This is a genomic window from Acinetobacter sp. AOR14_HL, assembly GCF_027855175.1.
Lineage (GTDB): Bacteria > Pseudomonadota > Gammaproteobacteria > Pseudomonadales > Moraxellaceae > Acinetobacter > Acinetobacter calcoaceticus.
This window is the reverse complement of sequence record NZ_JAKTII010000015.1, coordinates 77,407-104,151: the sequence shown is the minus strand read 5'-3', so window position 1 is coordinate 104,151 and position 26,745 is coordinate 77,407. Positions and strand designations below refer to the sequence as shown.

At 37.9% G+C, this 26,745-nt stretch carries 29 protein-coding genes and 2 pseudogenes; 24 read left to right on the top strand and 7 right to left on the bottom strand.

Features of this window, described 5'->3' with window-relative positions; translation table 11 throughout:
• Positions 1 to 63 precede the first annotated feature (63 nt).
• From MKL38_RS14890 to MKL38_RS14880, 3 genes and pseudogenes are all read left to right on the top strand, one after another.
• Positions 64 to 1,029: a carbon-nitrogen hydrolase family protein gene (locus MKL38_RS14890; RefSeq protein ID WP_270903637.1), complete on the top strand. Its 966-nt coding sequence runs from the start codon at positions 64 to 66 to the stop codon at positions 1,027 to 1,029.
• A gap of 80 nt (positions 1,030 to 1,109) precedes the next feature.
• Positions 1,110 to 1,409 (top strand): annotated as a pseudogene (locus MKL38_RS14885) (GNAT family N-acetyltransferase); the annotation flags it as partial.
• A 267-nt stretch (positions 1,410 to 1,676) separates the two neighbouring features.
• Entirely contained in the window at positions 1,677 to 2,177 is a 501-nt protein-coding gene (locus MKL38_RS14880; RefSeq protein WP_270903636.1) for an NUDIX hydrolase, read from the top strand.
• Positions 2,178 to 2,428: 251 nt separating this feature from the next.
• Here MKL38_RS14880 and MKL38_RS14875 read toward each other — a convergent pair whose 3' ends face one another.
• On the bottom strand, positions 2,429 to 2,779 hold the full coding sequence (locus MKL38_RS14875) for a hypothetical protein (protein ID WP_013199238.1): 351 nt from the start codon (positions 2,777 to 2,779) through the stop codon (positions 2,429 to 2,431).
• Positions 2,780 to 3,000: 221 nt separating this feature from the next.
• The gene (locus MKL38_RS14870) at positions 3,001 to 3,285 is read right to left on the bottom strand and encodes a hypothetical protein (RefSeq protein WP_270903635.1); all 285 of its coding nucleotides are present in this window, start codon (positions 3,283 to 3,285) and stop codon (positions 3,001 to 3,003) included.
• A 683-nt stretch (positions 3,286 to 3,968) separates the two neighbouring features.
• Between MKL38_RS14870 and MKL38_RS14865 the strand changes: the two genes are divergently transcribed.
• The gene (locus MKL38_RS14865; RefSeq protein WP_270903634.1) at positions 3,969 to 5,198 is read left to right on the top strand and encodes a beta-ketoacyl synthase N-terminal-like domain-containing protein; all 1,230 of its coding nucleotides are present in this window, start codon (positions 3,969 to 3,971) and stop codon (positions 5,196 to 5,198) included.
• Between the two features lie 112 nt (positions 5,199 to 5,310).
• On the opposite strand, the gene MKL38_RS14860 is transcribed toward MKL38_RS14865, so the two are convergent.
• Positions 5,311 to 6,003 carry a tetratricopeptide repeat protein gene (locus tag MKL38_RS14860; RefSeq protein ID WP_270903633.1) on the bottom strand — a complete coding sequence of 231 codons (693 nt, stop codon included), beginning with the start codon at positions 6,001 to 6,003 and terminating at the stop codon, positions 5,311 to 5,313.
• Between the two features lie 261 nt (positions 6,004 to 6,264).
• On the opposite strand from MKL38_RS14860, the gene MKL38_RS14855 reads away from it, so the two are divergent.
• Genes MKL38_RS14855 through MKL38_RS14845 form a run of 3 tightly spaced genes read left to right on the top strand, consistent with a single transcriptional unit; the run spans position 6,265 to position 10,362 of the window.
• Positions 6,265 to 9,039: a type VI secretion system Vgr family protein gene (locus MKL38_RS14855; RefSeq protein WP_270903632.1), complete on the top strand. Its 2,775-nt coding sequence runs from the start codon at positions 6,265 to 6,267 to the stop codon at positions 9,037 to 9,039.
• Positions 9,029 to 9,922, top strand: a complete 894-nt coding sequence (locus MKL38_RS14850; protein WP_270903631.1) for a hypothetical protein — start codon at positions 9,029 to 9,031, stop codon at positions 9,920 to 9,922. Before MKL38_RS14855 ends, MKL38_RS14850 begins: the two co-directional genes overlap by 11 nt.
• Complete coding sequence (locus MKL38_RS14845; protein WP_056484051.1) at positions 9,919 to 10,362, top strand: hypothetical protein; 444 nt, start codon at positions 9,919 to 9,921, stop codon at positions 10,360 to 10,362. Before MKL38_RS14850 ends, MKL38_RS14845 begins: the two co-directional genes overlap by 4 nt.
• An 88-nt stretch (positions 10,363 to 10,450) precedes the next feature.
• On the opposite strand, the pseudogene MKL38_RS14840 reads toward MKL38_RS14845, so the two are convergent.
• Positions 10,451 to 10,572, bottom strand: a pseudogene (locus MKL38_RS14840) (4Fe-4S dicluster domain-containing protein); the annotation flags it as partial.
• Here MKL38_RS14840 and MKL38_RS14835 point away from each other — a divergent pair.
• The 7 genes from MKL38_RS14835 to MKL38_RS14805 all read left to right on the top strand — a co-directional run bounded on the left by MKL38_RS14835 (position 10,540) and on the right by MKL38_RS14805 (position 13,853).
• Positions 10,540 to 11,334: a hypothetical protein gene (locus MKL38_RS14835; RefSeq protein ID WP_442866679.1), complete on the top strand. Its 795-nt coding sequence runs from the start codon at positions 10,540 to 10,542 to the stop codon at positions 11,332 to 11,334. The pseudogene MKL38_RS14840 and the gene MKL38_RS14835 overlap by 33 nt on opposite strands.
• A gap of 38 nt (positions 11,335 to 11,372) precedes the next feature.
• Positions 11,373 to 11,690, top strand: a complete 318-nt coding sequence (locus MKL38_RS14830; protein WP_423779019.1) for a hypothetical protein — start codon at positions 11,373 to 11,375, stop codon at positions 11,688 to 11,690.
• A 6-nt stretch (positions 11,691 to 11,696) separates the two neighbouring features.
• Complete coding sequence (locus MKL38_RS14825; protein WP_270903628.1) at positions 11,697 to 12,038, top strand: hypothetical protein; 342 nt, start codon at positions 11,697 to 11,699, stop codon at positions 12,036 to 12,038.
• Positions 12,039 to 12,043: 5 nt separating this feature from the next.
• Positions 12,044 to 12,532: a hypothetical protein gene (locus MKL38_RS14820; protein ID WP_270903627.1), complete on the top strand. Its 489-nt coding sequence runs from the start codon at positions 12,044 to 12,046 to the stop codon at positions 12,530 to 12,532.
• A 9-nt stretch (positions 12,533 to 12,541) separates the two neighbouring features.
• Positions 12,542 to 12,742, top strand: a complete 201-nt coding sequence (locus MKL38_RS14815; protein WP_270903626.1) for a hypothetical protein — start codon at positions 12,542 to 12,544, stop codon at positions 12,740 to 12,742.
• Between the two features lie 166 nt (positions 12,743 to 12,908).
• The gene (locus MKL38_RS14810; RefSeq protein WP_270903625.1) at positions 12,909 to 13,331 is read left to right on the top strand and encodes a hypothetical protein; all 423 of its coding nucleotides are present in this window, start codon (positions 12,909 to 12,911) and stop codon (positions 13,329 to 13,331) included.
• Positions 13,332 to 13,376: 45 nt separating this feature from the next.
• On the top strand, positions 13,377 to 13,853 hold the full coding sequence (locus tag MKL38_RS14805) for a hypothetical protein (RefSeq protein ID WP_270903624.1): 477 nt from the start codon (positions 13,377 to 13,379) through the stop codon (positions 13,851 to 13,853).
• Between the two features lie 88 nt (positions 13,854 to 13,941).
• On the opposite strand, the gene MKL38_RS14800 is transcribed toward MKL38_RS14805, so the two are convergent.
• Positions 13,942 to 14,643, bottom strand: coding sequence for an SDR family NAD(P)-dependent oxidoreductase (locus tag MKL38_RS14800; protein WP_270903623.1), 702 nt, complete (start codon positions 14,641 to 14,643; stop codon positions 13,942 to 13,944).
• A gap of 252 nt (positions 14,644 to 14,895) precedes the next feature.
• On the opposite strand from MKL38_RS14800, the gene MKL38_RS14795 reads away from it, so the two are divergent.
• The 7 genes from MKL38_RS14795 to MKL38_RS14765 all read left to right on the top strand — a co-directional run bounded on the left by MKL38_RS14795 (position 14,896) and on the right by MKL38_RS14765 (position 20,344).
• Positions 14,896 to 15,480, top strand: coding sequence for a TetR/AcrR family transcriptional regulator (locus MKL38_RS14795; RefSeq protein WP_270903622.1), 585 nt, complete (start codon positions 14,896 to 14,898; stop codon positions 15,478 to 15,480).
• A 198-nt stretch (positions 15,481 to 15,678) separates the two neighbouring features.
• The gene (locus tag MKL38_RS14790; RefSeq protein ID WP_270903621.1) at positions 15,679 to 16,878 is read left to right on the top strand and encodes an MFS transporter; all 1,200 of its coding nucleotides are present in this window, start codon (positions 15,679 to 15,681) and stop codon (positions 16,876 to 16,878) included.
• Between the two features lie 489 nt (positions 16,879 to 17,367).
• Positions 17,368 to 17,871, top strand: coding sequence for a DUF2867 domain-containing protein (locus MKL38_RS14785; protein ID WP_016139629.1), 504 nt, complete (start codon positions 17,368 to 17,370; stop codon positions 17,869 to 17,871).
• Between the two features lie 78 nt (positions 17,872 to 17,949).
• Entirely contained in the window at positions 17,950 to 18,651 is a 702-nt protein-coding gene (locus tag MKL38_RS14780) for a DUF1003 domain-containing protein (protein WP_003655668.1), read from the top strand.
• Positions 18,652 to 18,762: 111 nt separating this feature from the next.
• Positions 18,763 to 19,428, top strand: coding sequence for an RluA family pseudouridine synthase (locus MKL38_RS14775; RefSeq protein ID WP_270903675.1), 666 nt, complete (start codon positions 18,763 to 18,765; stop codon positions 19,426 to 19,428).
• Between the two features lie 129 nt (positions 19,429 to 19,557).
• Entirely contained in the window at positions 19,558 to 19,938 is a 381-nt protein-coding gene (locus MKL38_RS14770; protein ID WP_205470058.1) for a ribonuclease E inhibitor RraB, read from the top strand.
• Positions 19,939 to 19,966: 28 nt separating this feature from the next.
• The gene (locus MKL38_RS14765) at positions 19,967 to 20,344 is read left to right on the top strand and encodes a nuclear transport factor 2 family protein (protein ID WP_270903620.1); all 378 of its coding nucleotides are present in this window, start codon (positions 19,967 to 19,969) and stop codon (positions 20,342 to 20,344) included.
• A gap of 44 nt (positions 20,345 to 20,388) precedes the next feature.
• On the opposite strand, the gene MKL38_RS14760 is transcribed toward MKL38_RS14765, so the two are convergent.
• Positions 20,389 to 22,479, bottom strand: coding sequence for a TonB-dependent siderophore receptor (locus MKL38_RS14760; RefSeq protein WP_270903619.1), 2,091 nt, complete (start codon positions 22,477 to 22,479; stop codon positions 20,389 to 20,391).
• 74 nt (positions 22,480 to 22,553) lie between these two features.
• Here MKL38_RS14760 and MKL38_RS14755 point away from each other — a divergent pair, with 74 nt between their 5' ends.
• Entirely contained in the window at positions 22,554 to 23,699 is a 1,146-nt protein-coding gene (locus tag MKL38_RS14755) for a DUF1624 domain-containing protein (protein WP_270903618.1), read from the top strand.
• A 42-nt stretch (positions 23,700 to 23,741) separates the two neighbouring features.
• Here the strand turns inward: MKL38_RS14755 and MKL38_RS14750 are convergent, their stop codons facing one another.
• Entirely contained in the window at positions 23,742 to 24,209 is a 468-nt protein-coding gene (locus MKL38_RS14750; protein ID WP_003655656.1) for an Lrp/AsnC ligand binding domain-containing protein, read from the bottom strand.
• Between the two features lie 136 nt (positions 24,210 to 24,345).
• Between MKL38_RS14750 and MKL38_RS14745 the strand changes: the two genes are divergently transcribed.
• Together MKL38_RS14745 and alr are read left to right on the top strand one after the other, a co-directional pair.
• Positions 24,346 to 25,611, top strand: coding sequence for a D-amino acid dehydrogenase (locus tag MKL38_RS14745; protein WP_056484021.1), 1,266 nt, complete (start codon positions 24,346 to 24,348; stop codon positions 25,609 to 25,611).
• 20 nt (positions 25,612 to 25,631) lie between these two features.
• Positions 25,632 to 26,735: an alanine racemase gene (alr, locus tag MKL38_RS14740; protein WP_270903617.1), complete on the top strand. Its 1,104-nt coding sequence runs from the start codon at positions 25,632 to 25,634 to the stop codon at positions 26,733 to 26,735.
• Positions 26,736 to 26,745: the final 10 nt, after the last annotated feature.

Genomic DNA, 26,745 nt, shown 5'->3' with positions numbered 1-26,745 from the left:
CGGTCAAAGTATTTCTAAGATTCGATGCTAAGCTTTTTATGAGTACTCAAAAGAATTACATATATGAAAATCGTTGCCATTCAGCCTGCATTACAGTTAGGAAAGGTTGAAGCAAATTTAAAAAAACTTGAACAATTGATTTTAGCTGCACATCAAGAGCATACGCCTGATGTGATCGTACTTCCTGAGTCGATGACTTCTCCAAACGTCTATTCACCACAGGCGTTGTTTACACCACAACCTTTGGAGGGCAAGCCCTTACAGCTTTTAATCCGCTTAGCGAAGCAATTAAATGTGGTGATCACAGGTGGATTTGTAGCGATACGTGATGGGCATACTTATGGCAGTTATGTCATGGTGGAGCGTAATGGCGATTATCATCTGCATGACAAAGATATTCCAACTGCATGGGAGCAAAACTTTTATCGTGGTGGTTCGGACGATGGGCAGGTGGATTCGACAAGCTTAAACTGTAAAGTTGCTTTGCTGTCGGGCTGGGAGTGGGCAAGATTTCGCACAGCCAAACGTGTGCGAGAACAGCAAGCACAGTTGATTTTAGGCGGAATGTGTTGGTACTCCATGCCGATTAATTGGTATGGGCTATTGGGTACATGGATGCGTCGTGAACATGAAATATATAAACATCAAAGTGAAGCACTGCCTGCACAAATGGCACGTTTAACAGGTATTCCAGTGGTACATGCTGCCCATGTCGGAGAAATCCTGAGTGATATGCCGATGTTACCTTACGTCAAATGGTTAACGGAAATGGTGGGTGAAACACAAATCTGTGATGCTACTGGAAATGTGTTGGCACGTATGAGTTTAGCGGATGGTGAAGGCTATATCGCCGCAGAGATTGAATTGGCTGAACCTAAACCTGTTGTACCTTTACAATCTCGTTATTGGATTCCTGACATGACCCTGACTTCAAAATTAGCATGGCATGTCGGCAACCTGCATGGCGGATTGATGTATCGCGTGAGACATCGACTGAAAAAGTTTCCTTGGCAAAATGAGTTGAAGTAAAAATAGATTCCAATTAAACAAATAGCGATTAACAGGTCGTGAAGATGCTCACGTGGTATTGATTGAACACTACGCTTTAGGGTAATGAAATTATTGGTGTATCTAACTTACGACCTAAGCTTAATGAACAGATTCAATATTGTGGCGGGCATATTGGTCTAGGTATTCGCCCTTCTAAACGTAGAAATGATTTTGGTTCAAAATTATTAGAGCTTACGATTCAGGAGGCATGGAAGTTAGGCCTAACGGAATTACATATACATTGTTATAAAACTAATTTAGCGTCCGCAAAAGTAATTCAAGCAAACAATGGTTGTCTTCATTCTGAAATTACTCAAGATCAAGTAGTTCAACGGTATGTTGTGAATAAAACACTATAAGAATTTTCTTTCAGATTATTTTTAAACAGCAATAAAAAAGCCCGACATCCTGTCGAGCTTTTTCGTATTTGGTTGCTAGATATGACTCCTGTCGTATCTCACGCTCCTAGTGCATGAACCTATTATTGTAGTTTTATGTTCTGGAACATCCTGTTCCTGTATGAACTCATCATAGGAAAAAAACGGGAAGTCGCCAATCCGCAAAATCCCTAAAAGCTTGTAGGTTAAAACGTACATTGAGAAATAATTTAACTTTTCAAAGCGAATATGAATAATAGCCACCTTGTTACTTCAAGAAAAAATCAAATGCGTATTAGAAAATCTTCAAGACTATTAGTGATTAATGAAAAACATCAAATTTTATTATTTCAATTTACTCATACAAATGATGCTTTGGCTGGTCAATCACATTGGGCAACTGTCGGTGGAGGGCTTGAAGAAGGGGAAACCTTCGAGCAAGCAGCTTGCCGAGAGCTTTATGAAGAGTTAGGTGTAGTAAGACAGAATGTAGGTAATCATGTTGCAACACGCAATTTTGAAATGATGCTACCGAGTGCGGAAGTTGTGATTTCTGAAGAAAGACTCTTTATTGTTTTTATTAAAAATGAAGAAGTGAATACAGTAAACTGGTCAGAACATGAAAAGCTTGTGATTAGTAAAAGTCGTTGGTGGACATTTGATGAATTAAGTCAAACAGACGAGATTGTTTATCCAAATAACATTCCTCATATTCTTGCAGATAGCTTGCCTGAGATTTTTAAACTCTAAAATTTTATCAATATTCAGATATAAAAAAAGCTCGACATCCTGTCGAGCTTTTTCGTATTTGGTTGCTAGATATGACTCCTGTCGTATCTCACGCTCCTAGTGCATGAACCTATTATTGTTGTTTTGTGTTCCGGAACATCCTGTTCCTGTATGAACTCATCATAGGAAAAAAGCAGGGTATCGCCAATCCGCAAAATCCCTAAAAGTTTGTAGGTTAAAACGTACAAAACAATATGAACGTATGATTATTCTTATATAAAAGGATTTTCAGTTTCCCAAGGCTTGCTGCTAAAAATAATCTGCCCATTTTCAACACAAAGAATCCATGTATAAAAATACTCTTCTCCTAACCCTCGACATTCAAAATTTGCATGTGGAAATAGGGCGGTAATTTTTTCTATTATTATTTCGCAATAAATAGGGTCAATATTAAGGTCAGCCTGTCCATTAGCAAAGGCACTCACTAAGTCATTATAGAGATCCTCATGAGTTGCACCTTCAGCTAACATAGTTAATATTTCTAGAATTTTTTGCTTTTCAGTAGATAAATCAATCGTATCAAAATCTGTATAACGGACTTGTAGTTCTGTATAAAAACTCATTTTTATTAGCTCTATGATATTAATGATAAAAAATACTACTTATTAAACATGACTTTATCGTTAAAAACGAGCTAAGTATAGAAATATCTAAACTATAAGAGTTCAAATTCCTTAAAAATATTCTTCTTTAGGCCTCTGTGCCACAACAGGCTTTAATCTTTTGCGCTGATTTAAAGTAAGAAACCATTGCAACACAGAGATAAAGGAGCTAAGCCAAATGCTTAGCCCATACTACTTTTGTCACACCGTTGCATGACGCTGAAAAAAGTAGGGGCAAAGTCCTGTGGGAGAACAGGACTTTGCAAACTGACATGTTCTAGGCGCTGCATCAGCTTAGGTGAGTAAGCTTGTTCAAGTCGCTGGTAAATACAGTCGCAACTGGCTTGGGTGTGCCCACCCGACAGGCAAATTTTTTCAAACTCCTGCTGGGTGTGTAAGTTACAACCCGAAATACCCAAGCTGCCTAGAATGAAACTTAAAGCCAAAATAGGTTTATAAATTGTCATATTATTCTCATAATGATTTATATCTATGAGTAGAATAAAAATATAATTGGTTTTAAGGATTAAAATAATTTTTAGGTAATAATTAATCCTCCCATAAATATAGGAAAATAAAATAATTTAAGTTTTAAAATAAAAATACTTTATAAATTTAAAAAATTAGGCAATAGAAAACCCAAATTTTAAATAAATAAAATGATTAAATTGGAGAGGGAATAAGTTTGAAAAGTGTCATGGTCAACTCCTTAAAAGTATGGAGCTCTACCACCAGATCACCGCGAATTAATTTATGGTGGTAGAACGAAAGGGGGTTGACAGACTGGGATCCATGGAACCAGCACGCACGGGGCGTCCCCCATCCGTCCTACCGCAAAGAAAAGGGGACGCAAGGGTCTAACGACTTATAGATTGTACTATAACCCGCCGTGGATCAACGGTCTGTCAAAACCGACTGGCAATGTAGGCCAGCAACGAGATAATAATCGGTGATTTTAATTACGTCAATTTAATATTTAAAATATTTTTGATTTAATAATAAATCTAAATATATTTTAAAATAAAAATATTATTATTAACTTTTTATTTATATTTGATTAGAAAAAATAATAAATATAGAAATATTTTGCCAGTTCCAAAAAAGAACTTGATTGTTAAGATCTATTTTTATTATTTTTACAGAGATAAAAATGGAACGTGTTGTAATAACAGGTATGGGAATCAATTCTTGTATTGGAAATACTTTAGAGAAAGTAACCGAGTCCTTAAAAGTAGGTCGCTCGGGCATTCGCTATAACGATGTCTATGCACAATTGAATTTTCGGAGTCACGTCAGCGGCACAGCCAAAATGGATTTTGAAAATATTGATCCAGAATTAAAAAAACACATGGGCGTTTGTGCCATGTATGCATACAACTCGGCGGTCGATGCGCTACAACATGCTGAGCTTGATGTGAGTGATATTGCGAACAACTCAAAATATGGCGTGATTGGAGGAACAGGTGGCAGCTCGACAGCTTCAATCATTGATATGCTGAATACTTTAAAAGAAAAAGGCGCAAGCGAAGTATCACCTTATTTAGCATCACGCTATCTTACAAATACGGTTAGTTCTAACCTATCAAATGCTTTCAACCTAAAAGGTGTATCTCAATCAATCGCGAGTGCCTGTGCCACTTCAGCCGATGCAATTGGCTATGCATTTCACCTAATCGCTTCTGGTAAACAAGACTTAATGCTGGCTGGTGGCGGCGAAGAAGATCATTGGTCTCAAACGGCAATATTCGATGCGATGGGAGCATTATGCTCTAAATATAACGATGCGCCTGAAACGGCTTCCCGCCCATATTCAAAAGATAACGATGGCTTTGTGATCGCTGGTGGCGGTGGCATGGTGATTTTGGAGTCTTTAAGTCATGCCCAAAAGCGGGGAGCAAAAATTTTGGCAGAAGTGGTTGGATATGCTGCCAATAGTGATGGCGTTGATATGGTAGCCCCAAGTGGTGAAGGTGCGACTCGCTGTATTAAGTTGGCACTAGCAGAAGCTAAGCAAAACGGTTCTGAAACCATTGATTATATAAATACGCATGGTACTTCAACGCCAGCAGGAGACATTCCAGAACTATTAGCCATAGAAAGAGCTTTTGGTAGTGAAAAAGTACCGCCACTTAGTTCGACCAAGTCGATGACTGGACATAGTTTGGGGGCAGCAGGCGTACACGAAGCTATTTATTCTATTTTAATGCTGCAAAATAACTTTATCGCGCCGAGTATTAATATTACCGAACTGCGCGAAGAAGCTAAAAGTTTTGATATTGTTCAAACGAGCAGAGAAACCGAACTAAAAACAGTCATGAGTAATAGCTTTGGTTTTGGTGGCGTAAATACCTGTCTCGTTTTTAGAAAATGGGAAGAGTAATTTAAAATCGAAATCAATGTGGCCTTATAAAAACAATAAAATAGGTCATACATACTGTCTTATAAGTAATAGAAATTCATTGATTTATAAAATATTAGAGGTAAGACAGTCTTTATTCTAAACTTTTAAGCATTTCTTTCGCATCTACATCGCCTGTATTGGCAGCTTGTTGGAACCATTTCTTTGCCAGTTGTGGGTTTTTCGGCGTGCCTTCACCATTTAAATACATTTGGGCCAAGTTGTACTGGGCATCACTTTCGCCATGCTCAGCCGCTTTGGTGTACCACTTAAGCGCTTGCTCATCACTTTTTGAGACACCGTGACCTTTATTATATAGCTGAGCTAAATTATATTCTGCAGGTGGATAGCCTTGCTCGGCAGCACGACTAAACCATTCAAACGCTTTTCCATAATTTTGCGCAGTTCCTTCACCCTTGTCGTATAACACCCCTAAGTTATATTGCGCTTTAGCATGACCCTTAGCCGCAGCCTTAGTAAAATAATCAAAAGCGCGCTTGGCATCTTTTTCTACCCCTGTGCCTGTGTAATACATCATGCCTAAACTATATTTTGCGCCCACACTTCCATTTTGGTCAGCCGCAGTTAGCCATTTAAAAGCTTGCTCATAATTTTTAACAACGCCTTGTTCGCCGCTTAAAAGCATCATGCCCAAATGATATTGAGCCACGGGTTGCCCTTGTTCTGCACGATATTGAATATCGGCGACACTCGGCTCAGCAAATGCTGAAGAATGAAGTGAGAAAATCACCATAAATATATAAAAAGCAGACTTTTTTATTTTCATATCTCATCCTGAATTTTATTAATTTGAAAAATTATTTTCTTTAATATCTATTTGAATATAAAAGAAAAATATTAAATATATGTAGGCACTTTATAGCGCTTTAAAATGATCTAATTTTACTTTGTAAATACCTATTTAATAAGAAGCTAACCTAAAACAGTATATTTAGACCAGTTACATTTTGAAAATGAGTATAGATAGACAGGTTAGTCTTTTTTTAATTAAAATGCGGCCTAAATATAAGTTTGATTGATAATAAAAATGCAGATGAGTGTGTCGAGTATATTGGAACGTTTAGGCCTTGTTTCACAAAATCGTGCTGTTCATATCCAATTCTCAAATCAGTCTTTAAATCAGCAAGTCTTCTTACAGCGCATTGAAGGCGAACATACGCTCAACCAAGGTAGCGTTGCTGAATTACTGTGTCTGTCGACAAACGCACATATTGCATTAAAACAATTTATTGGCTGTCAGGTTGCCGTAGATCAGGTCACTGATACAGGCCAGTTTTTTAGAACTACAGGCATTATTACCGAAGCGAGCCAAGGGCAAAGCGACGGCTCACTCACTATTTATAACCTCACCTTAAAAGATCCAACTGCACTTTGGCATAAACGCCGTAATAGCCGCGTGTTTATGAATAAAAGCGTGCGCGATATTAGCGAAATTCTGTTTAAAGAATGGCAGGGTAAAAGCCCGTTATTTGCCGCAAGCCTAACGCTCGACACGGCAGGCTTAACTAAAGACTACGATGTGCGTCCATTTGTGATGCAGTCAAATGAAAGCGACTATGACTTTTTAACCCGTTTGTGGCGTAGCGAAGGCATAAACTGGCTGGTTGATGAATCGCAGCTTTTGGTCGCTGACCCTAGTGCTTCTATTCAGCCACAAGTATTGCGTTTAATTGACGATAATCAAAATTATCAGGCGCTTGAACGCCGTAGTCTACGCTACCAACGCAGTAGTGCCACAGAGCAGTTCGATACCCTTACCCAAGTCAAAGCTGAGCGCCGTTTACAGCCAACTTCGGTTCATGTGCAACGTTGGCAAGCCGATGCGCTGCAACAAGAAGAAGGTAGTGGCAGCGTACAGGGCACGCAGCAGCACAGTGAACATTATGACAATGCCAGCCTAAACCTTGAAGATGCATGGCACGTTAGCCCCGCTTGGATGCAGGACTTAAACGGTGAAGATCAAGCCACAGCTTCGGGTAATAGCCAGATTGAACAGCTTAACCAGCACATCAATGCTTACCATCACCTGAGTTCTAAACAGTTTACGGTTTCAGGCAACGTTCGTGATGCACAAGTGGGTTACTGGTTTGAGCTGAATGACCACCCTGAACTTGAGCGCCATGACAGTGCTGATAAAGAATTTTTAATCTTAAGCAAGCACTACTATAACCAGAATAATTTACCGAAAGAATTACAACAGCAACTTGAGCGCCTATTACCAAAAGACAAGCTCAAAGCAGCTCAACTCGACACGCAAAACCCTGAGCAACGCCACTTTGCTGAGCTGAATGTTGTTCGACGCAACATTAAAGCTGTGCCCGAATATAGTCCGCTAGAACACCGACCAGCAGCTTACCCGCAGCGAGCTAGAGTGGTGGGGTTGGAAGGCGAAAGCATCCATGTTGATCAGTGGGGACGCATTAAAGTCCGTTTCCTGTTTACCCGAGCTGACGACCATAGTCATGACGGAGGAGTGGGAAGTAACGACAATGACACCGACTCGGCTTGGGTCGATGTACTCACCCCGTGGGCAGGCGCAGGTTATGGTGCACGCTTCTTGCCTCGCGTGGGTGAGATCGTTGTGATCGACTTCTTTGACGGCAATATTGACCGCCCATTTGTGGTAGGCCGCATTCACGAAGCCGAACGTCACCCAACCCAGTTTGACCAGAAAGGCCAGCTACCTGACACCAAAAAACTGAGCGGCATTCGCTCAGAAGAAGTTGATGGTAAGGGCTTTAACCAACTACGTTTTGATGACACCACAGGGCAAATCAGTGCCCAACTACAAAGCAGTCATGCGGCAAGCCAACTAAACTTGGGTAACTTAAGCCATCCAAAAGACAATGCCGAAAGTGACGGTCGTGGTGAAGGTTTTGAGCTACGAACAGACCAATGGGGTGCGGTAAGAGCTGGGAGTGGCTTACTCCTTAGTACCCACAAACAGGACCAAGCTCAAGGCGTACACCTCGATGCAATTGAGGCCAAGCAACAAATAGACGGTGGCCTTAACAATGCCAAGGCACTCAGTGAAGTTGCCAAAAATCAGCAAACTGACCCGTTAGAAAATTTAGAAAACTTAAAATCCTTTATTGAAAAACTTGAGCAGCAAGACAACGCAAAAGCCAAAACATTTAAAGAGGCGATTATGTTGTTGGCGAGCCCAAATAGCGTCGCGCTGAGCAGTAACGAAGATATTCACTTAAGCGCAGATGGGCAGCTAAACCAAACTGCTGGGGACAGCATTAACTTGTCTACACAAAAGAACTTGATTGCACATGCCCAAAATAAAATTAGCCTTTTTGCCGCGCAAGAAGGGGCAAGACTATATGCCGGTAAAGGTAAAGTCGAGATACAAGCGCAAGGTGACGGAGCAGATTTAATTGCCCGTAAAGCGGTTCAGATTATTTCAGCAGAAGACAAAATTGAAGCGACAGCAGCCAAAGAAATTGTGCTCACCGCAGGCGGCTCTCAAGTCAAAATTACTGGGTCGGGTATTTTTATGACCACAAGTGGCAAATTTGAAGCGAAGGCTGGACAGCATTTGTTTATGGGAGGCGGGAATGTAAATAGTTCATTACCGTATCTACCCGAACAAGGAAAACAAAAATATGGTTTATGGTTTGATGTAATGGATAAACAAGGAAATAAACTAAAACCTGGCACGGAATATATTATTTTTGACGAAAATGATAAAGAAATTGAGCGCGGTAAGTTAGATCGAACTGGCTTAGTTAAGTTAGAAACAGAAGAGCCGAATAAGCAATATAAAATACATGTGGTGATAAACGATGGGCACTGAAGTACAAGCTTATGCTAATTTGGTTAAGACAACAATGGGAACGGTTAATCCTGTGCCAGCGGTTGTACCAGTTAAACTTAAAGTTTATACCCAAAGTTTTACAGCCTTTGTTGGCGGGGCTGCTGATAAATACCCTTTTATATATGGAGATGTAAAACTACCAGGTGTGGGAGATTCTTTAGGGCCTACAGAAATTGTTGGTAATTATGCAAAAAATTTTAATACGGGGAATACAAAAAATTTAAAACAATATTATGGCTATGAGGAGGCTTATAATAATAGAAAAGTAACTATTCCTGTAGCTTCAGGTAAAAGAAATGCTTTTAAAGATATTCTTGAGGTTTATGCGAAAAATCCACAAACTCAAATTAATATTATAGGTCATAGTTTGGGTGGCTGGAATTCATCTGGTTTAGTTACAGAACTGAACAAAGCAGGGGTACCAGTGAATTTATTAATTACTATTGACCCTGTTGGAGTTTTATTATCAAAAAACAGTCCTCCCAATATATTAACTACTCCAGCAGTAAGAGCCCAAATTTATTTACTAGCACCACAACCTGTTGCAAATAATTGGATAAATGTTTTTTGTAAACCAAATAATAATGTTGTCACCGATATAAAGAATACGGTGGAATGGGAAGGCTATAAACCAAAATGGAAAGGGTATCATCCTAGCCCTACTAGTTATACAACAGATGATGCAATTGCTGATGCTGGAGGGCAATGGGATAGTTATCCAAAAGAACACAGCAATACATTTCATGAAACTAAATTTAGTCACGCTTGGTTTAGCAAAATGATGCGTGAAACAATACCTAGTATATCTAAATCACCAGAGCAAATATTGCAAGCCGAATTAAAAAAGGTTCAAGTAAAATGAAATTTTTATCATGTATATGGATATTTTTATTATTTGGTTGTACTTCTAAAAACATAGATTCTCAATCTACCGATATTAATTTTGGAAAATTTAAATATTTCCAATCTATGTATAGTGGAGAAAAAACATACCAAGGTTTTGTTACAAGTTCTTCTTCTTTAAAAGAAATTTCTGAAAAAAATGCATTTCCTATTTCTAAGCTAAATTGTTTGGAAAATCAGTTTATGGTAAGAGGTGGAGTAGACTTAGATTCAGAAGAAATTAATAATCAATTATATAAATATATGGCACATGTCGAAATATGTAAAAATGATGATTGTTCAGTCGATATTAAAAAAGCAAAAATTGATACTGAATGCAGAATTGAATTAAGAAAAAATTATTCAAATGATGCTTATCAATCAAATAAAGCAAAGTTGACGAATGCTAATTTTGAATAAAATCAAGTTGTTGGTGCTAAAGTTGATCTGTAATTTATTAAGTTGAGAACTAGAAATGTAATAAACCCGCCAAAGCGGGTTTATTTATTTACATGTTCGGGTAGTTTGGACCACCGCCGCCTTCAGGTGTTACCCATGTTATGTTTTGAGATGGGTCTTTAATATCCAGGTCTTACAGTGAACACAGTTCGCTGCGTTAATCTGGAAGCGAAAGACCCATTTTCAAAAATACAAATTGAAGCTGGTTTACAAGCTCGTTTGAACGAACCTCTACCAAATCAGGACTTGGCTTCGTTATGTGGTCCGGCAGTCTACTTCTTTTGTCTTATTAATCTCAGTCCTAATAATTATAAGCTTGCAGTTAAACAATTGTGGGAAACAGGAGTGACTAGAATAGGTGAATTAGAAATAAAGCCTGCTAAAGATGGATGTGTGCGTGTAAAAAATTTCTATATCAAAGATTCTCCTAAAATCCCTCCAATTGATTGGATCACATTAGCTAGTTTAAGAGAGTCAGAAAATATTGCATTACATTTAAAAGACCCTAGCCAAGAAGTTCCGGGTATAACTTTATGGACAGAGGTAACTAATTGGTTTAAGAAAAGCGGTTTTAAAGGAGTGGAAACATTTTCCTTCTCTATAACTGGATTTTCTCCTAGTTTAGTTGATCAGCTTAATAAATATATAGAGTCTGGGTTTTATGTAGTTACTTTAATATCTGCAAGCATATTGAGTAATGGTTTTAGTTCGGGAACACGGAACTTACCTGATCATTGGGTAGTTTGGACAGACAAGCTAAGAGAAGCTAATGGGAATCCTATTACAAAGGAATTAGACCCTGACCAAACTTTAGTATCATTGAAACTGTTTTCATGGGGAGAAAATAGGCAAAGATTAGGGAAGAATATTTCTTACACTAATTTCTGCAAGAATATTTTTTTTGCAATAGTTGTTAAAAGAGAGAGTTTTTAATGAAGCTTTATAAATTTTCAATAATTCTAAGTTTTTTTATGTTAACTGGATGTGGTCATAAGTATGATATTTCTCCCAATAAGTTACCTGATGCCCATGTTGGAAAGTCATATACACAGTTTATTGAAATTACAGGAGGTAAAGTTTCTGAACAACATTTTGAATTAACTTCTAATATCCCAGAGAATCAGGAGATTAAAATTACTCCCGTAGATGATATAGATGGATACAATCATATAAAAATTGATGGAATTCCAAAATATAAAGGGAAATATGAAATTGTAATTAATGCATATTTCTATGGGCGAGGCGATGACAAGCTAAATAAAACCTATGAATTTGTAGTTAAAGAATAAAAAGACATGTTTCGATATATTTTATTGGCAATGATTCTTAATGGTTGTAGCAACTATGATGTACAACCAAAGGAACTCGCTGTAGCTCATGTCAATGAAGTATATTCCCAGAATATAAAAATTACTGGCGGAAAAGTAGTGGATAAGTACTTTGAAATAGAAACTAATATGCCTGATGATTTAGGATTGAAAATTCAACCGAACAATGATACTAGCGGTTTTAATGATTTCTCAATTAAGGGTATTCCCAAATATAAAGGTGAATATACAATAAATATTTCAACAGGTTTTTATGGCGGTGGTAGTGATGAACTGAATAAAAAATATAAATTAATTATTGTAGAATAAAATGGATGTGTAAATATTTTTTAATAATTTTATCGATTTTATTTTCAGGTTGTAATCCTCTAGCCAAAAATGAGAAAGAAAATTTTAAGGATATGACCCTTAAAAATTTAACTTATTCTCATATGGCTGGTATGAGTGGTGATATTTTTAAATTTAATTTGGTAACAAATTTGGGATTAAATAAAATTTATCATGAAAATAAGTATAAATATTCTCATTTTAAATGTGATAATCTTGAGAAATACATTATTACAGGTGAAATTTTAATTGATGAAGAGAAATTAGATAATGGAAAATATACTTCACCTGGGTACTTTAAAGTCTGTGAAGATGAATCAATGAATATATGTATCAATAAGAGCCAGTTAGAAAAAATATTATTTAATAATATGTCTTGTAGGGTAATTTTTGGTGGCTTTTTAAAAGATGCTAAAGTCATAGCAGATGATATTTTAATATCAAAAGAGACTATAAGAAAATCTTACTTTAAATGAAATGTTTAGATGGATAAATTTCTTTGTTTGTTAGGATTAATTTTATTAACTGGTTGTAGTGAAAGTTTTTCAAATTTCACAATAGATGATATTGTAAAAAGTAATAAAAAATTAAATTTTTCTATCAAGATTGAAGATAAGGACGTTTTAAATAAAATAAAAGAATCATCATCAAAAAAGTTTATTTGTAAAAATATAATTGATCATTAGCAAATATTAGATACTTATATAAATAAGATTGAAAATAATAAAATTGATGTATCTGTAGAATTTTGCTCAAATCATGATAATAATAGAAGCTGCCAGCCTATAGATATAAGTTCAGTTAAAAAAATCAATTTAGAATGCCAAGCAATTCTCTCTACAATGATTGGTAATGTCTCTAAATCGGAAAAATTTCCAATTGTATGGGAAGGAAAATAATTTGATTAAAAATTTGAAATTTAATTTCATAACTTTAGGTGTTCTATTGTTACTTATGACAGGGTGTGGTCACGAATATACAATTGATCCGGAAAGGCTTCCAGTAGCCTATGTAGGAGAGACGTATAATCAACAATTGAACATCACAGGTGGTAGAGTAATACCACAATCTTTTGAGGTTGAAACTAATTTTCCAATTGATATGAATATCTCTATTAGCTCAATAGATGAAAATGAAGCAGATGCTTATAATAATTTAAAAATTACTGGAGTTCCAAAATATAAAGGAACTTTTACGATTCATATATATGCGGGTTTTTATGCTAGTGGGGATGGGAAGTTAGATAAGACCTATGAATTTATTGTAAATGAATAAGATATTTAACCATATGATTTTATTTGGTTTAAATAAGAGGTAAGTATGAAAAAGAATTTATTAATTACCATACTAATTTTACTTTTCATCGTTCAGTCTTTATTAAACTATTACTTCTGGAAACTTACAAAAACACCAGAAATTCATGTTCTAGAGAAACCTTTAAAGATATATTCGTTTGAAGGTAAATATTCGAAAAATAGTACTTTGCCAGAATATTATATTTTGCCAGAAGGTACTGTTTTATATGATGATAGTGACTCTTTAAACAGAAGAGTTATGGTTTATTTCAACTTGCAAGGTGTTGATTTTAAGTTTGAAGAGCAAGATCCTGAAATATCTAAACAACCAAGTGAAGTACGCTCTATTAGAAGTACAGAGCTAAGTGATATTTTAAAAGCTATTCCTTTAACTAAGAAAGATATTTATTTAATTATTAAATATGATGACAGCATAAATGATTCTGTACGCTCTATTTTATTTAAAAAATACAAAATTGATCCTTCAGAATATGAAAAATAATAAAATAATTCATATACATACAAGCTTAAAATTAAAGAAGTTCAGAGAAGCGTAATTGATTACGCTTCTTCAGTCATAAGAAATAATTTTAAGCAGCTTGAATTGCTTCTCCACAAAGAGAAACTGTTTCTTGTTTACGTTGATGTAAGTACCAGAACTGCTCTGCAATGGTTTCGGGATGTACTGTGTAGGTCTTATCTTGTGCACCAGATGTCCCATCAACGAAACCATTCACAACCACTTGGCTCACGTAAACACTTGAGTCAGCTAGACTATGAGCAAGTAAGTTGGTGGTTTTATATTGGGCGGCAGCAGTAATTGCTAATGATGAATATTCTTTGGCAACTAAATCTATTCCCACTGCATCGAACGCGAAAATTCCATTTGTCGATAAAATGCTGCCATGATTTTTTTCTAAATCACGTAGGCAAGCTTGTACCGTAGCAATATAGCTCGAAACGCGAATATGAAAGCTTTTGGTGAGCTCCAGTGGAGGGGTTTCTAATATGTTGCCTTCAATATCATGGGAAGCATTCCAATGAATATTTTTAATCTCTCCTAATTGATCTTTAATGCGTTGAATAAGATTTGGTATGTTTCCAAGAACGGCTAAATCACATGTAAAAGCGTAAGCTTCAATACCATGTGTTTTAAGTTCTAAAATGGCCTTTTCGAGTTTTTCGGCATTTCGTGCCACTAACCCGATTTTATAGCCTTCTTTACCAAATTTATGTGCTACGGCTTTAGAAATACCTGTTCCATAACCAAAGATTATAATATTGTTGTTCATTATAAAGTTCCAAAAACCAATTATTTGGTTAGAAATAGTTTATAATATGTTTTTATAATGTATTCAAGCGAAAAAGTTATCTATAAAAAATAATACTGAAAAGAGCAAAACAAAAAATCTTAAAAGCAGTAATGAGTAAGTTTGGTTTAAATGATCCAGATGGGACAATGATTGATAAAATAACTTTTAATTTGACTTATTTATCTTCATATCATAAATTAATTGGAACGATCGTTCCTGTTAAGGCTGCTTATGAGAACAAAGGAATTTGAAATTGATGAAATTGCTGATGCAGCCATGCATGTTTTTTGGTGTCATGGATATGCAGCGACTTCAGTTCAAGACTTAGTTGAAGGTACGGGATTATCTAGAAGTAGCCTTTACAGTACGTTTCAGAGTAAACAGGGGCTTTATCAAAAAGCATTACAACGCTATGAACTTTTAACTACACTTAATAATGTGAAGTTGTTGTCTGGTTCAGGCTCACCCAAAGAACTGATTCGGCAATTACTGATTAATGTGGTTGAAGATGAGCTAAATGATGCAGAACACAAAGGCTGTCTGGTCGCAAATGCTTGTTTAGAGTTGTCTGGCCATGATGAAGATGTCACTCAATTTGTTGTAAGTAACCTACAGAAACTACAGCATGCTTTAGAGAGTTTGTTAATTAGGGCTCAACAATCTGGTGAAATTGCTTCTACTCAAAATCCGTGTGCGTTAGCAAGTTTCTTTCTAAATACTATGCAAGGTTTGCGTGTTTTAGGCAAAGGCAGCCCGCTTGAACAAAGAAAGCAATGCTTAATGGATGTGGTCGAGGTTGCTTTAAACGTTTTATAAAACTCATTTAAACCTTAACTATTGTTGAGCTGGATAGTTAAGGTTTTTATTTAACTTAAATTGGAATGATCATTCCATAATGATGATTTTTAATTCACATGGAGAATAAATGTCTTCCTATCCTAACGTTGTAAAACAAGCATATAGCTATGCAGAGCATGGTAAGTACGTTAAAAAAGAATTTGAGAGTAAAGCTTTATGAATATTAAGAGTGATGAAACATCTCACCATTTAAATGATGAGTTCTCTGCTCAATTACCGATTTGGAAACTGTTGGCTTTTACTGTTGCAGGTTTTCTAACCATTATGACAGAAACCATGCCAGCAGGGCTTTTGCCCCAAATCAGTCAAGGGCTAAATATTTCAGAGGCATACGCAGGGCAGCTTATTGCAGTGTATGCCTTAGGTTCGGTTTTAGCAGCAATACCTCTCATTAGTCTTACCCGTAGTTGGAATCGGAGACCCTTGTTACTCAGTGCGATTGCAGGTTTACTTTTATTTAATGCGATTACTGCCTTATCAAATGATTATATTTTGACTTTGATTGCTCGTTTCATTGCAGGTATGGCGGCGGGCGTTATATGGGGGCTTTTAGCGGGTTATGTAAGACGCATGGTCTCTGCATCTTATCAAGGTCGAGCTTTAGCAATTGCTGGGGTTGGACAGCCAATTGCTTTGTCTATTGGTGTTCCTTTAGGTGCGTGGTTGGGAACGCTGTTTGAGTGGCGTGGCGTATTTTGGATAATGTCTTTACTGGCATTGATTTTATTTGTCTGGATTCGTTTTAGTATTCCTGATTTTGCGGGACAGTCAGCACAAAAAAGGTTGCCGATTTTAAAAGTTCTTTTAATGCCTGGCATTAGAGCTGTTTTAGCAGTCGTATTTCTTTGGATATTAGCCCATAGCATTCTTTATACTTATATTTCGCCTTTCTTGGCTTCGACAGGGCAGGCATACAAAGTCGAGACGATACTTTTTCTATTTGGTATTTCTTCAATTGTAGGCATTCTCATTACAGGTATGTTTATCGATCGATCATTAAGAAAAATAACGCTTTTAAGCTTATTTGTATTTGCTATTGCAACAACACTGTTAGGTGCTTACAGTTCTTCGAGTTTTGTAGTGATAACTGGGGTTGTGCTGTGGGGAGTAACTTTTGGTGGTGCTCCAACATTATTACAAACAGCCTTAGCAAATACAGCGGGTCATGAGGCAGATGTCGCACAGTCCATGTTGGTCACTATGTTTAACCTTGCTATCGCATTCGGTGGAATGGTTGGCGGCGGGCTACTTGAAAGCTTTGGCGCAGTGTCTTTTCCATGGATTATGCTGGCTTTTGCTCTCATCGCGTTATGCACTGTTTACAGTGCTCGTAAGCATGGTTTTATATCTTCATAAAAGATTTTTGCCCTTCATGACTGAAAGAAGTGAAGGGTAATTTAATTTTTATATTTTGATGCAATGCTATAAAAAATAGTTAATGACTTGGTAAAATAAACCGTAAAATACAAATAAAGTGGAATTTAAATTTAACTAATTATAGTGAAATGGGAATAAATTCTTTTTAATTTATTTAATTACGTAAAAATTCCCAAAAATATTTAAAATTAGCTGTTCTTAGAAAAACAATCCCGCAGGGTGCTGGCTAAACTATATCTCAAGGGTGTGATAGGGATCGAAAAGAGTAGCATGCACCAAAACGTATAACGTTAGTGTGTACTCACCCAAAAGGTCTCGATTCGGCTTAGGACGCTATAGATCAAAAGTTTATAGGCATAAGGTTCTAACTTACAAAGTTATAATTGTTGAAGTAAACCATAGATGTTTTCCCTTGACACCCTAAAAAATTCTCTATAATAAAAACGATACTTTACAAGAATATAATCCATGAATAAGCCTTATCTTTCTGCCTTGCCACATGACAGCCAAATCTCATCTCAATTGAACAATGCTTACTTCCACGATTCGTGGAGTATTGTGCTTGGCCAACCAGACCTGAATGTATTTCAGCAACTTATTAAACTGTTCCATCACACGCCTCAATGGATAGAATGGAGTATGAATTTACGTAATAAAATTACTTCAAAGATTGGGCTTAAAGATTTAGGAAGTTTTAAGCAAATTGATGCGCATAAAAAAGAAAATGAATATGTAGCTGGTGATCGGATTGGAATTTTTACCTTGTTACAGCGTACCGAAAATGAGTTAGTGGTTGGCGATGACGATAAACATTTAAATGTGACTTTATCTATTTATAAAAATGAAAAGACTCAAGTACTGACCATAACCACAGTGGTTCATATTAAAAATTTACTTGGGCGGCTGTACATGTTGCCTGTGATTCCTGCCCACCGAAAAATAGTACCAGCCACTTTACAGATATTGGGTTAGAGTACTATTTTTATTTACGATGTTATCCATTGAAATCGTTTATATAATATACGCATTATCAATTGCGAGCTGAATAAAATGGACAATAAAAACCAGTGTCGCCAATGCGCCGTTTGTGGAAAGAGTTTTCCCTTAAAAGATCTGGTCTCTGGTGAAGTCATTCGAGATGTCATTGGAGAAGAAATCTTGAAAGATTATCCGGATTGGTCTTTTTCAACCTTTATTTGTCGTGCTGATTTGGCAGACTACCGTATTAAATATGTGCAATCACTCTTACGTTCAGAAAAAGGCGAGTTAACAACTTTAGAAAATGAAGTGATTGGCAGTATGCAACGGCATGAGCTGATTAGTCGAAATACAGAGACAGAGTTCGATCAGAATTGGACTTTGGGTGAAAAACTAGCAGATAAAATAGCCTCTTTTGGCGGAAGTTGGGTCTTTTTAACTTGTTTTGGACTATTTTTAGTGGCTTGGATCATTTTAAATACCGTAGTGATGGTTGTACATCCTGTTGATCCTTATCCATTTATTTTACTTAATCTGGTATTGTCCTGTTTAGCTGCAATTCAGGCACCTGTCATTATGATGAGTCAAAATCGGCAGGAGGTAAAAGATCGGTTACGCGCTCAACATGACTATCAAATTAATTTAAAAGCTGAGCTTGAGATTAGACATTTACATGAAAAAATGGATCATCTTTTATCGCATCAATGGGAAAGACTTGCACATATTCAAGAAATTCAGCTCGATCTTTTATCTGAAATGAATAAAAAACGGTAAAAACTCAATCTGAGTTTCACGTGGAACATGGTGAGTTTTATAGAATATTTTGCGGTAAATTGGAAATTTCTTTATGATCTGCCGCCATGCTCACTTGCTGCTTCTACGACAATGCCTTTAAACGACAACTTTGTTTATGCTCCGCCACAAGATCCTCTTTCAATTTTATTTGAAGATGACGATTTGGTCGTGGTTGATAAACCTGCGGGTCTATTGTCGGTTATGGGGAGGTTGCCTGAACATCATGATAGTGCTTATTTACGGGTGCTTGAAAAGTTCCCTTTAGCCAAAGTGACTCATCGTCTAGATATGGCGACTTCGGGTTTGCTTATGTTTGCTAAACACCGTGATGCAGAAGTTGCGGTGAGTAAAATGTTTCAGGCTAGAACAGTCAAAAAACACTATATTGCCGTGGTACAAGGACGAGTAAATCAAGAGGGGAGCGTTGAGGTTCCGCTCATTACTGATTGGGAAAATCGACCGAGACAAATTGTGCATTTTGAGTTGGGCAAACATGCCAAAACCTTATTTCAGCCTCTAGTTTATGATGCCAAAACTGATCAAACTCGTGTTTTACTGGAACCAGTAACAGGGCGTTCGCACCAGCTACGTGTACACATGATGCATATTGGACATCCGATTATGGGTGACAAGTTATATCACCCCGAACCTAAGCAATTTCACTTAAACCGTATGGCGTTACATGCCGCATATTTGGCTTTCCAGCATCCATTAAATGGAACGCATGTGGTGATTGAATCGCAGGTGCCTTTTTAAAATTTATATAATTAAAAAAAATTAATTTGATGCAATTGGGAACGGAATATATACCCAAACTGCAATAAAACTCGGGTATTCTTAATGCCGAATAATATTAATACGGCAACAACAACAAGGGATCATATTATGACTCGTGATTACGAACAATTTCCAGATGACGATAACGGCAATGTACTTTGGCAAATGGCTGAAGACGGGGATGATTTAACCGATCTACATGAAATTGAATTTTCTATTGCTTTTCAAGATCAGAAAAATGCAGAGCAATGTGCACTCTATTTACTGTACCAAGAACAAAAGGTTTCACTCTTTCAAGATGATTCTGTTGAGCCAAATGAATGGGTGATTACGGTCTTTGTCAATATGGAACCAGAGTACTCAGATATTGTTGATTTGGAACAATGGTTTACCAGCATCGCTGAAAAATTTCAGGGTGAATATGATGGATGGGGCTGTATGGCTTATGTCTTCGAGGAAGGCGACGAAGAAGATGACCTGTTACAGTAAGGTCTAAAATAAAGAGTTGGAGATAATCATGAACTTATCTCAAAAACAAATTGTCGTACGGTTTTTAGAGCTTGCCGCAGCAGGCGAAGTCGATGAAGCCTACAGCAATTATACTGCTCCGAATTTCAAGCATCACAACCCTTATTATTCGGGTGATGCGACCTCTTTGAAGGAAGGAATGCGTGAAAGCGCGGCTGAAACACCAAATAAAGTCTTTGAAGTTCAACATGTCATTGAAGATGGTGATTTGGTCGCTGTGCATTCTAAAATTGAAATGCAAATGAACGGGCTAACAACCTTGGCAGTAGTTCACATTTGTCGTTTCGAAAATGGAAAAATTGCCGAATTTTGGGACATTGGGCAAATACAGCCCGACCCACTCGTCAATGAAAATGGTATGTTTTAATGAAAAGCCCGAAAGTTTTCGGGCTTTTTTATTTTATAGATGAATTAAAATTTCCACTGTGCCGAAATTGAAGCGTTCAGTGGTTCACCCGGTTGAACCCATAAATCGCTATAGCTTGAGACATAGTAAGTTTTATCAAACAAGTTATTTACATTCAGCTGATAACGTAAGCGGTCAGATGGGGCATAGTAGCCATTTAAATTGACCAGCGTATAACTCGGTAAGTTAAATCCATTATCAATGTTATGACCACTGCGCTCACCGACATAGGTGAGGTTGGCACCTACACCGGCTTTTCTTGTGCCGTCTTGTAGAAATTCATAATTGGTACTCACTGAGCCTTGGTGTCTTGGCACATTGCTCAGACGTGCACCTTTTGCTAGGTCTTGGTCTTTTTCAATTTGAGCATCGGTATAACTATAGTTGGCATTGATGAGCCAGCGGTCATTGATCTGGCTATTGAAGTCAAATTCAATCCCTTTACTGCTAACTTCACCAGCGGCTGTTTGGAATGCATTGTCGATTGGATCTGTGGTTAGTACATTCTGTTTTTTCATTTTAAACAGAGCAAGACTAAGTACACTATGGTCGTTTATTTTATATTTTGTACCAACCTCATAGCTTTCACCTTTTTCAGGAGCAAAGGTTTGTCCATTTCGGTTCATACCGCTATTCATCGCAAATGAACGACCATAGTTTGTATAAAATGCCCATTGGTCAGAGGCTTTAAAATTTACTCCGAAACGTGGGCTATTTTGATGAAGGGTCTGGTTACTTTCGGTCTGAGTCAGGTGATTTTTAAAGTCTTGTTCGACCTGATCAAAACGGTTGCCGAAAAGCACACTCCATTGATCATTAAAAAAGATTTGATCTTGTACATTAAGGGCAAAGTAACGTTGCTGTTCTTTGGTGTTGGTGAACGGTGCTAAATCTGGTAAATATTTTCCATATTCAGGTTGGTAAATATCAATTGTGTTTGGCATGCCTGAGCTGTGGTTACGACGCAGCTGATATTGTTGATAATCGAGTTGACCAAGCTCAGTTGAAAGTAAAATTTCATGTCGAGCCCATGAAGTATCAAGCTTACCAAGCAATTCTGTCTGAGCCAGCACATCTTCACTTTGATAATCACGATAGCGGCGTTGACGTTCTAAAGTACGGCCATCGGCTTGTAGGCGTCGTGGTTCGGTCGAAAAGCCGACCATTTGAGCATCTTTATAACTAACGGCACTATTCAGTTTCCAGTCAGGGTTAAATTCATGACTAAGACGTAACTGGTAAAAGTAATCTTTCACTTTCATATCACCATCGTCAGGCTCGCCTGTAAAGGTTTTCGGGTCCATCACAAACTGGTGATTAACGGTGCTTACCCCCCGGTCAAAGGTTCCTTTGTGCTGAGTAAATTCACTATCAAAGTCGAGTTGAGTCTGGTCTGAAATTTTCCATGTGAGCTGCGGCGAAAAGAACCAGCGTTCACTGCTAACATGATCACGGAAGCTTTGATTATCTTCGTGAGCCACAGCTAAACGATAGGCCAGTTCATCGTTAATCGGTCCGGTGTGTTCCAGACTCATTCGATATTGTTCTTGGCTATTGGCACGTAAGTTAATTTCACTTTCACGTTCCCACTGTGGCTTTTTGCTATTGAGATTGAGCAAACCACCTGTTTCTCCACGTCCGTAGAGGGCAGCCATTGGTCCTTTTAAAAACTCTAAAGAGTCAATATTTACGATATCTTTGGGAGCACTAACACCTCTGTTTACACTTAAACCATTACGGATCATGGTAGCCCCTAAATTTGGATCGCCACTAAAACCACGGAAAGAGTAATTATCCCAAAAACCACCACCATAATTATTCTGATGAAAAACCCCACTGACTAAGGTTAATGCATCATCAATGCGCTGAACGTCTTGTTGTTCCATCACCTGTTTAGAAACAAAAGCACGATTAAAAGGTACATCTAAAACATCGTGGGAAAATTTAGTCGCCGAGCTATTTTGACTTACATCTTCTTGGGTAGTTTCAGCCTGAACGCGTATGGTTGCCAGTACTGTTGACGTTTCTTCTCCCCAACTCAGTGTCGAGATAAAAGATAGACCTAAGGAAGACAACAAACCTAATTTGTGTTGCATAAATGAGCAGCCATGAAAGACAAAAGGGATTAAATGTAATAATATAACGTTACATTATTTTATTGATTATCGCTATGTCTTTAGAAAAAAATATTGAGCGTTTACAGTCGATTGATGCCTTACGTGGTTTGGTCATATTGATTATGTTGCTCGACCATGTAAGAGAAACTTTCTATTTGCATAAGCAGGTCATAGATCCAATGGATGTAACAGTGACTGAACCTGCATTATTTGGTAGTCGGTTATTGGCACATATTTGTGCTCCGGTTTTTGTTCTTTTAACAGGTATTTCGGCTTTTTTATTTCATTCAAAAAAACAGGATTTACAGCAAACCCGTGCGTTTTTATTGAAGCGTGGTTTATTTTTAATTGTCTTAGAGCTGACATTAGTGAACTTTGCTTGGACAGCGACTTTTCCACCAGAAGTCATTTATTTACAAGTGATTTGGGCGATTGGTATCAGCATGGTAGTGTTGGCAGGTTGTGTGAGTTTACCGTTGCCTGTTCTTACTGGCGCAGCTTTGGTTATTATTTTTGGGCATAACTTATTAGATTCTGTGCATTTTACAAATGGTTTTTTACAGAATGTATGGTTCGTTTTACATGAGCGTGGCTGGATTGAGTTTGCAGACATCAAGCTTCGCACAAGTTATCCGGTTTTGCCTTGGATTGGTGTTATTTTGCTGGGTTATGTTTTAGGCCAATTCTTTAGTTCAAAATATACTGCAAAACAAAGAAGCCGCTATTTATTGAGTATCGGTCTGGCAAGTATTGGATTATTCGTTTTACTGCGTTTTATTAATGTTTATGGTGACCAGCCGTGGCAGCATTTTGAGTCATTACAACTCACTTTAATGAGCTTTTTTAACCTCACCAAGTATCCACCATCTTTACTGTTTATTTTGCTGAATGTTGGAATCGGTTTGATTGTACTGGTTGCTTTTGAACGTATGCAGCAATATTCATTTTTAAAACCATTGGTGGTGTTTGGCTCTGTGCCTATGTTCTTTTATTTACTGCATTTATATGTGTTGAAACTGATGTATGTATTTGCAATAAGTATATGGGGAGTCAACCATGGCAATTATTTGTCGGTTAACCATGTGTGGATGCTGTGGTTAATCACGATTGTGTTGTCTTTTGCGCTTTATCCTGCTGTTAAATGGTTCTCGAAATTCAAACATCAAAATAAACATATTTCGATTTTAAAATATTTCTAATGTTCAAAATGTGGGTAAAGCGAGTTCAATAGTGGCCTCGCTTTACTTGCTCACATCTAGATATAAAGTTTCTTTAACTTCTTCCATGACCACATAACTATGTGAAGATGCCGAAGCGGGGAGTTTCTTTAACAGATCTCCTAACAAGCGGCGGTAGGCACTCATTTCTTTTAAGCGCGCTTTTACAAGATAGTCAAACTCACCTGAAATGAGGTGACATTCGAGTACTTCCGGAATCTCGACTAAGTCTCTGGCCACCTGATCAAATACATCGCCAGATTTGGCAGATAACTTAATTTCTAAAAAGACGAGCAAGTTGCGGTCAACGTAGGCTGGGTTTAGTCGTGCGAAGTAACCCATGATGATGCCATCGCGTTCAAGTCGTTTGACACGCTCTGAACAGGGGGTGGTCGACAGGTTGACTCTCGATGCCAATTCACTGATCGCAATTCGTCCTTCACGCTGCAAAATATCCAGAATCATGCGATCTATACGATCTAGGGGGCGCATAGATATTTCCTCTTTTTTAAAAATTCTTGTGATAAAAACATAAATTTACCTAGATTATAGCCAGAAAAACAGTGAAATAAACTATTGAGGCGGAAATATACTAGTTAAATAAACTGGTGTGCGTGAGGGAATGGAAATGCGCGTAATTGTATTAGGCAGCGGCGTTATCGGAGTGGCAAGTGCCTATTATCTAGCTCAACAAGGAGCTGAGGTCACTGTTCTTGACCGTCAGTCAGGTCCTGCTGAAGAAACAAGTTTTGGTAACGCAGGGCAAATTTCGCCTGGGTATTCGACCCCTTGGGCAGCACCAGGAATTCCTTTTAAAGCTGTGAAGTGGATGTTCCAACACCACGCACCGCTTGCTATTAATTTAGATGGCAGCATGTGGCAGTTACAGTGGATGGCGCAGATGCTTAAAAACTGTAATCCACAAAGTTATGCTGTGAACAAAGAACGTATGATGCGTGTGGCTGAATACAGCCGTGACTGCTTACGTGAATTAAGAAAAGATACAGGTATTAATTACGAAAACCGTGCGAAAGGCACTTTGCAGTTATTCCGTAAAGAAGCACAAATGGAAGCAGTTCAACGCGACATTAGTGTTCTACAAGAGTGTGGCGTAAGTTACGAATTATTAAATGGTAATGAACTTGGCCGTGTAGAGCCTGCTTTGGCAAATACGCAAGATAAACTGGTTGGCGGTTTGCATTTACCAAATGACGAGACAGGCGACTGTTATTTATTTACCAATGCTTTAGCTCAAATTGCTAAAGAGTTAGGTGTTAATTTTCAGTTCAACCAGAACGTAGAAAAATTGATTGTTGAAGGCGATGAAATTAAGGGCGTTCAGGTCAATGGTAAAGTCTTAACCGCAGATCGTTATGTTTTAGCGTTTGGTAGTTATTCACGTGATTTCTTGAAACCACTCGATCTACAGTTGCCTGTATATCCTGTGAAAGGTTACTCGTTGACGATTCCTATTGTTGACCCTGCTTTTGCTCCGCAATCTACCGTGCTTGATGAAACCTACAAAATCGCGATTACTCGTTTTGACCAACGTATTCGCGTAGGTGGAATGGCTGAGTTAAGTGGCTTTAACTTAGGTTTGAACGAAGACCGCCGTGCAACCTTGCAAATGGTGACTCAGGACTTGTTCCCGGGCGGTGATATGGCACAGGCGTCTTTCTGGACGGGTCTACGTCCAATGACACCAGACAGCACTCCAATTATTGGAGCGACTCGCTTTAAAAATCTGTTCTTGAATACAGGTCATGGCACTTTAGGTTGGACCATGGCGTGTGGTTCAGGAAAATTAATCAGTGACATCGTCTTGAATCATAAGACTGAAATCAGTACAGATGGTCTTTCAATTCAGCGCTATTCTCATGCGCATGCTGCATAACGGACGTTAGGAAATTAATCATGCCTCGTCCTATTACCGCAGTCATCCACCGTCAAGCCTTACAAAACAACTTGGCGGCGGTACGCAAGGCTATGCCAAACAGTAAAGTTTTTGCCGTTGTAAAAGCCAATGCTTATGGACATGGAATTGAACGTGTTTATGAAGCGTTTAAAGCAGCAGATGGCTTTGCCTTACTTGATCTTGATGAAGCAAAAAAAGTTCGTGCTTTAGGCTGGACGGGTCCGATTTTATTGCTCGAAGGGATCTTTTCTCCTCAAGACTTATTTGATTGTGTGCAGTATCAACTCAGTTTCACCATTCACAGTGAAGAGCAAATTGAGTGGGTTCACAAGCATCCCTATCCAGCTCAATTTGATATTTGCCTAAAAATGAACAGTGGCATGAACCGTCTTGGTTTTAAACCACAGCACTATGTTCAGGCATGGGAACGTTTAAGTAATTTAGCAAACGTCTCCAAGATTACGCACATGATGCATTTTTCAGATGCAGATGGCGATCGTTTCGGTCAGCAGGGTATTGATTATCAAATCAGTGCATTTGAAGAAATTATTAAAGATTTACCAGGTGAAAGGTCGGTAAGTAATAGCGCGGCAATTCTGCGCTATCAAGACCAGCTCAAATCAGATTATGCACGTAGCGGCATCATGCTTTATGGCAGCTCACCAGACTACCCGACGCATAATATTGTCGATTGGGGTTTACAACCCACCATGAGTTTACGCAGTGAAATTATTTCCGTTCAGCATTTAGATGCGAATGAAAGCGTAGGTTATGGCTCAAACTTTGTCGCAGAGCAAGCAATGACGATTGGGATTGTAGCGTGTGGCTATGCCGATGGTTATCAGCGTATTTCACCAACAGGTACGCCTGTTTTAGTGGACTCTGTCCGCACTCGTACAGTTGGCCGCGTCAGCATGGATATGTTGGCCGTCGATTTAACGGGTATTGAAAATGCCAAAGTCGGCAGCGAAGTGGTGCTCTGGGGACAATCAAGTACAGGCGTTATTTTGCCTATTGATGATGTCGCAGTTTCATCCGGTACGGTGGGTTATGAACTGATGTGTGCCGTTACCGCCCGTGTTCAATTTATTAATCAGGTATAAGGAAATCCGA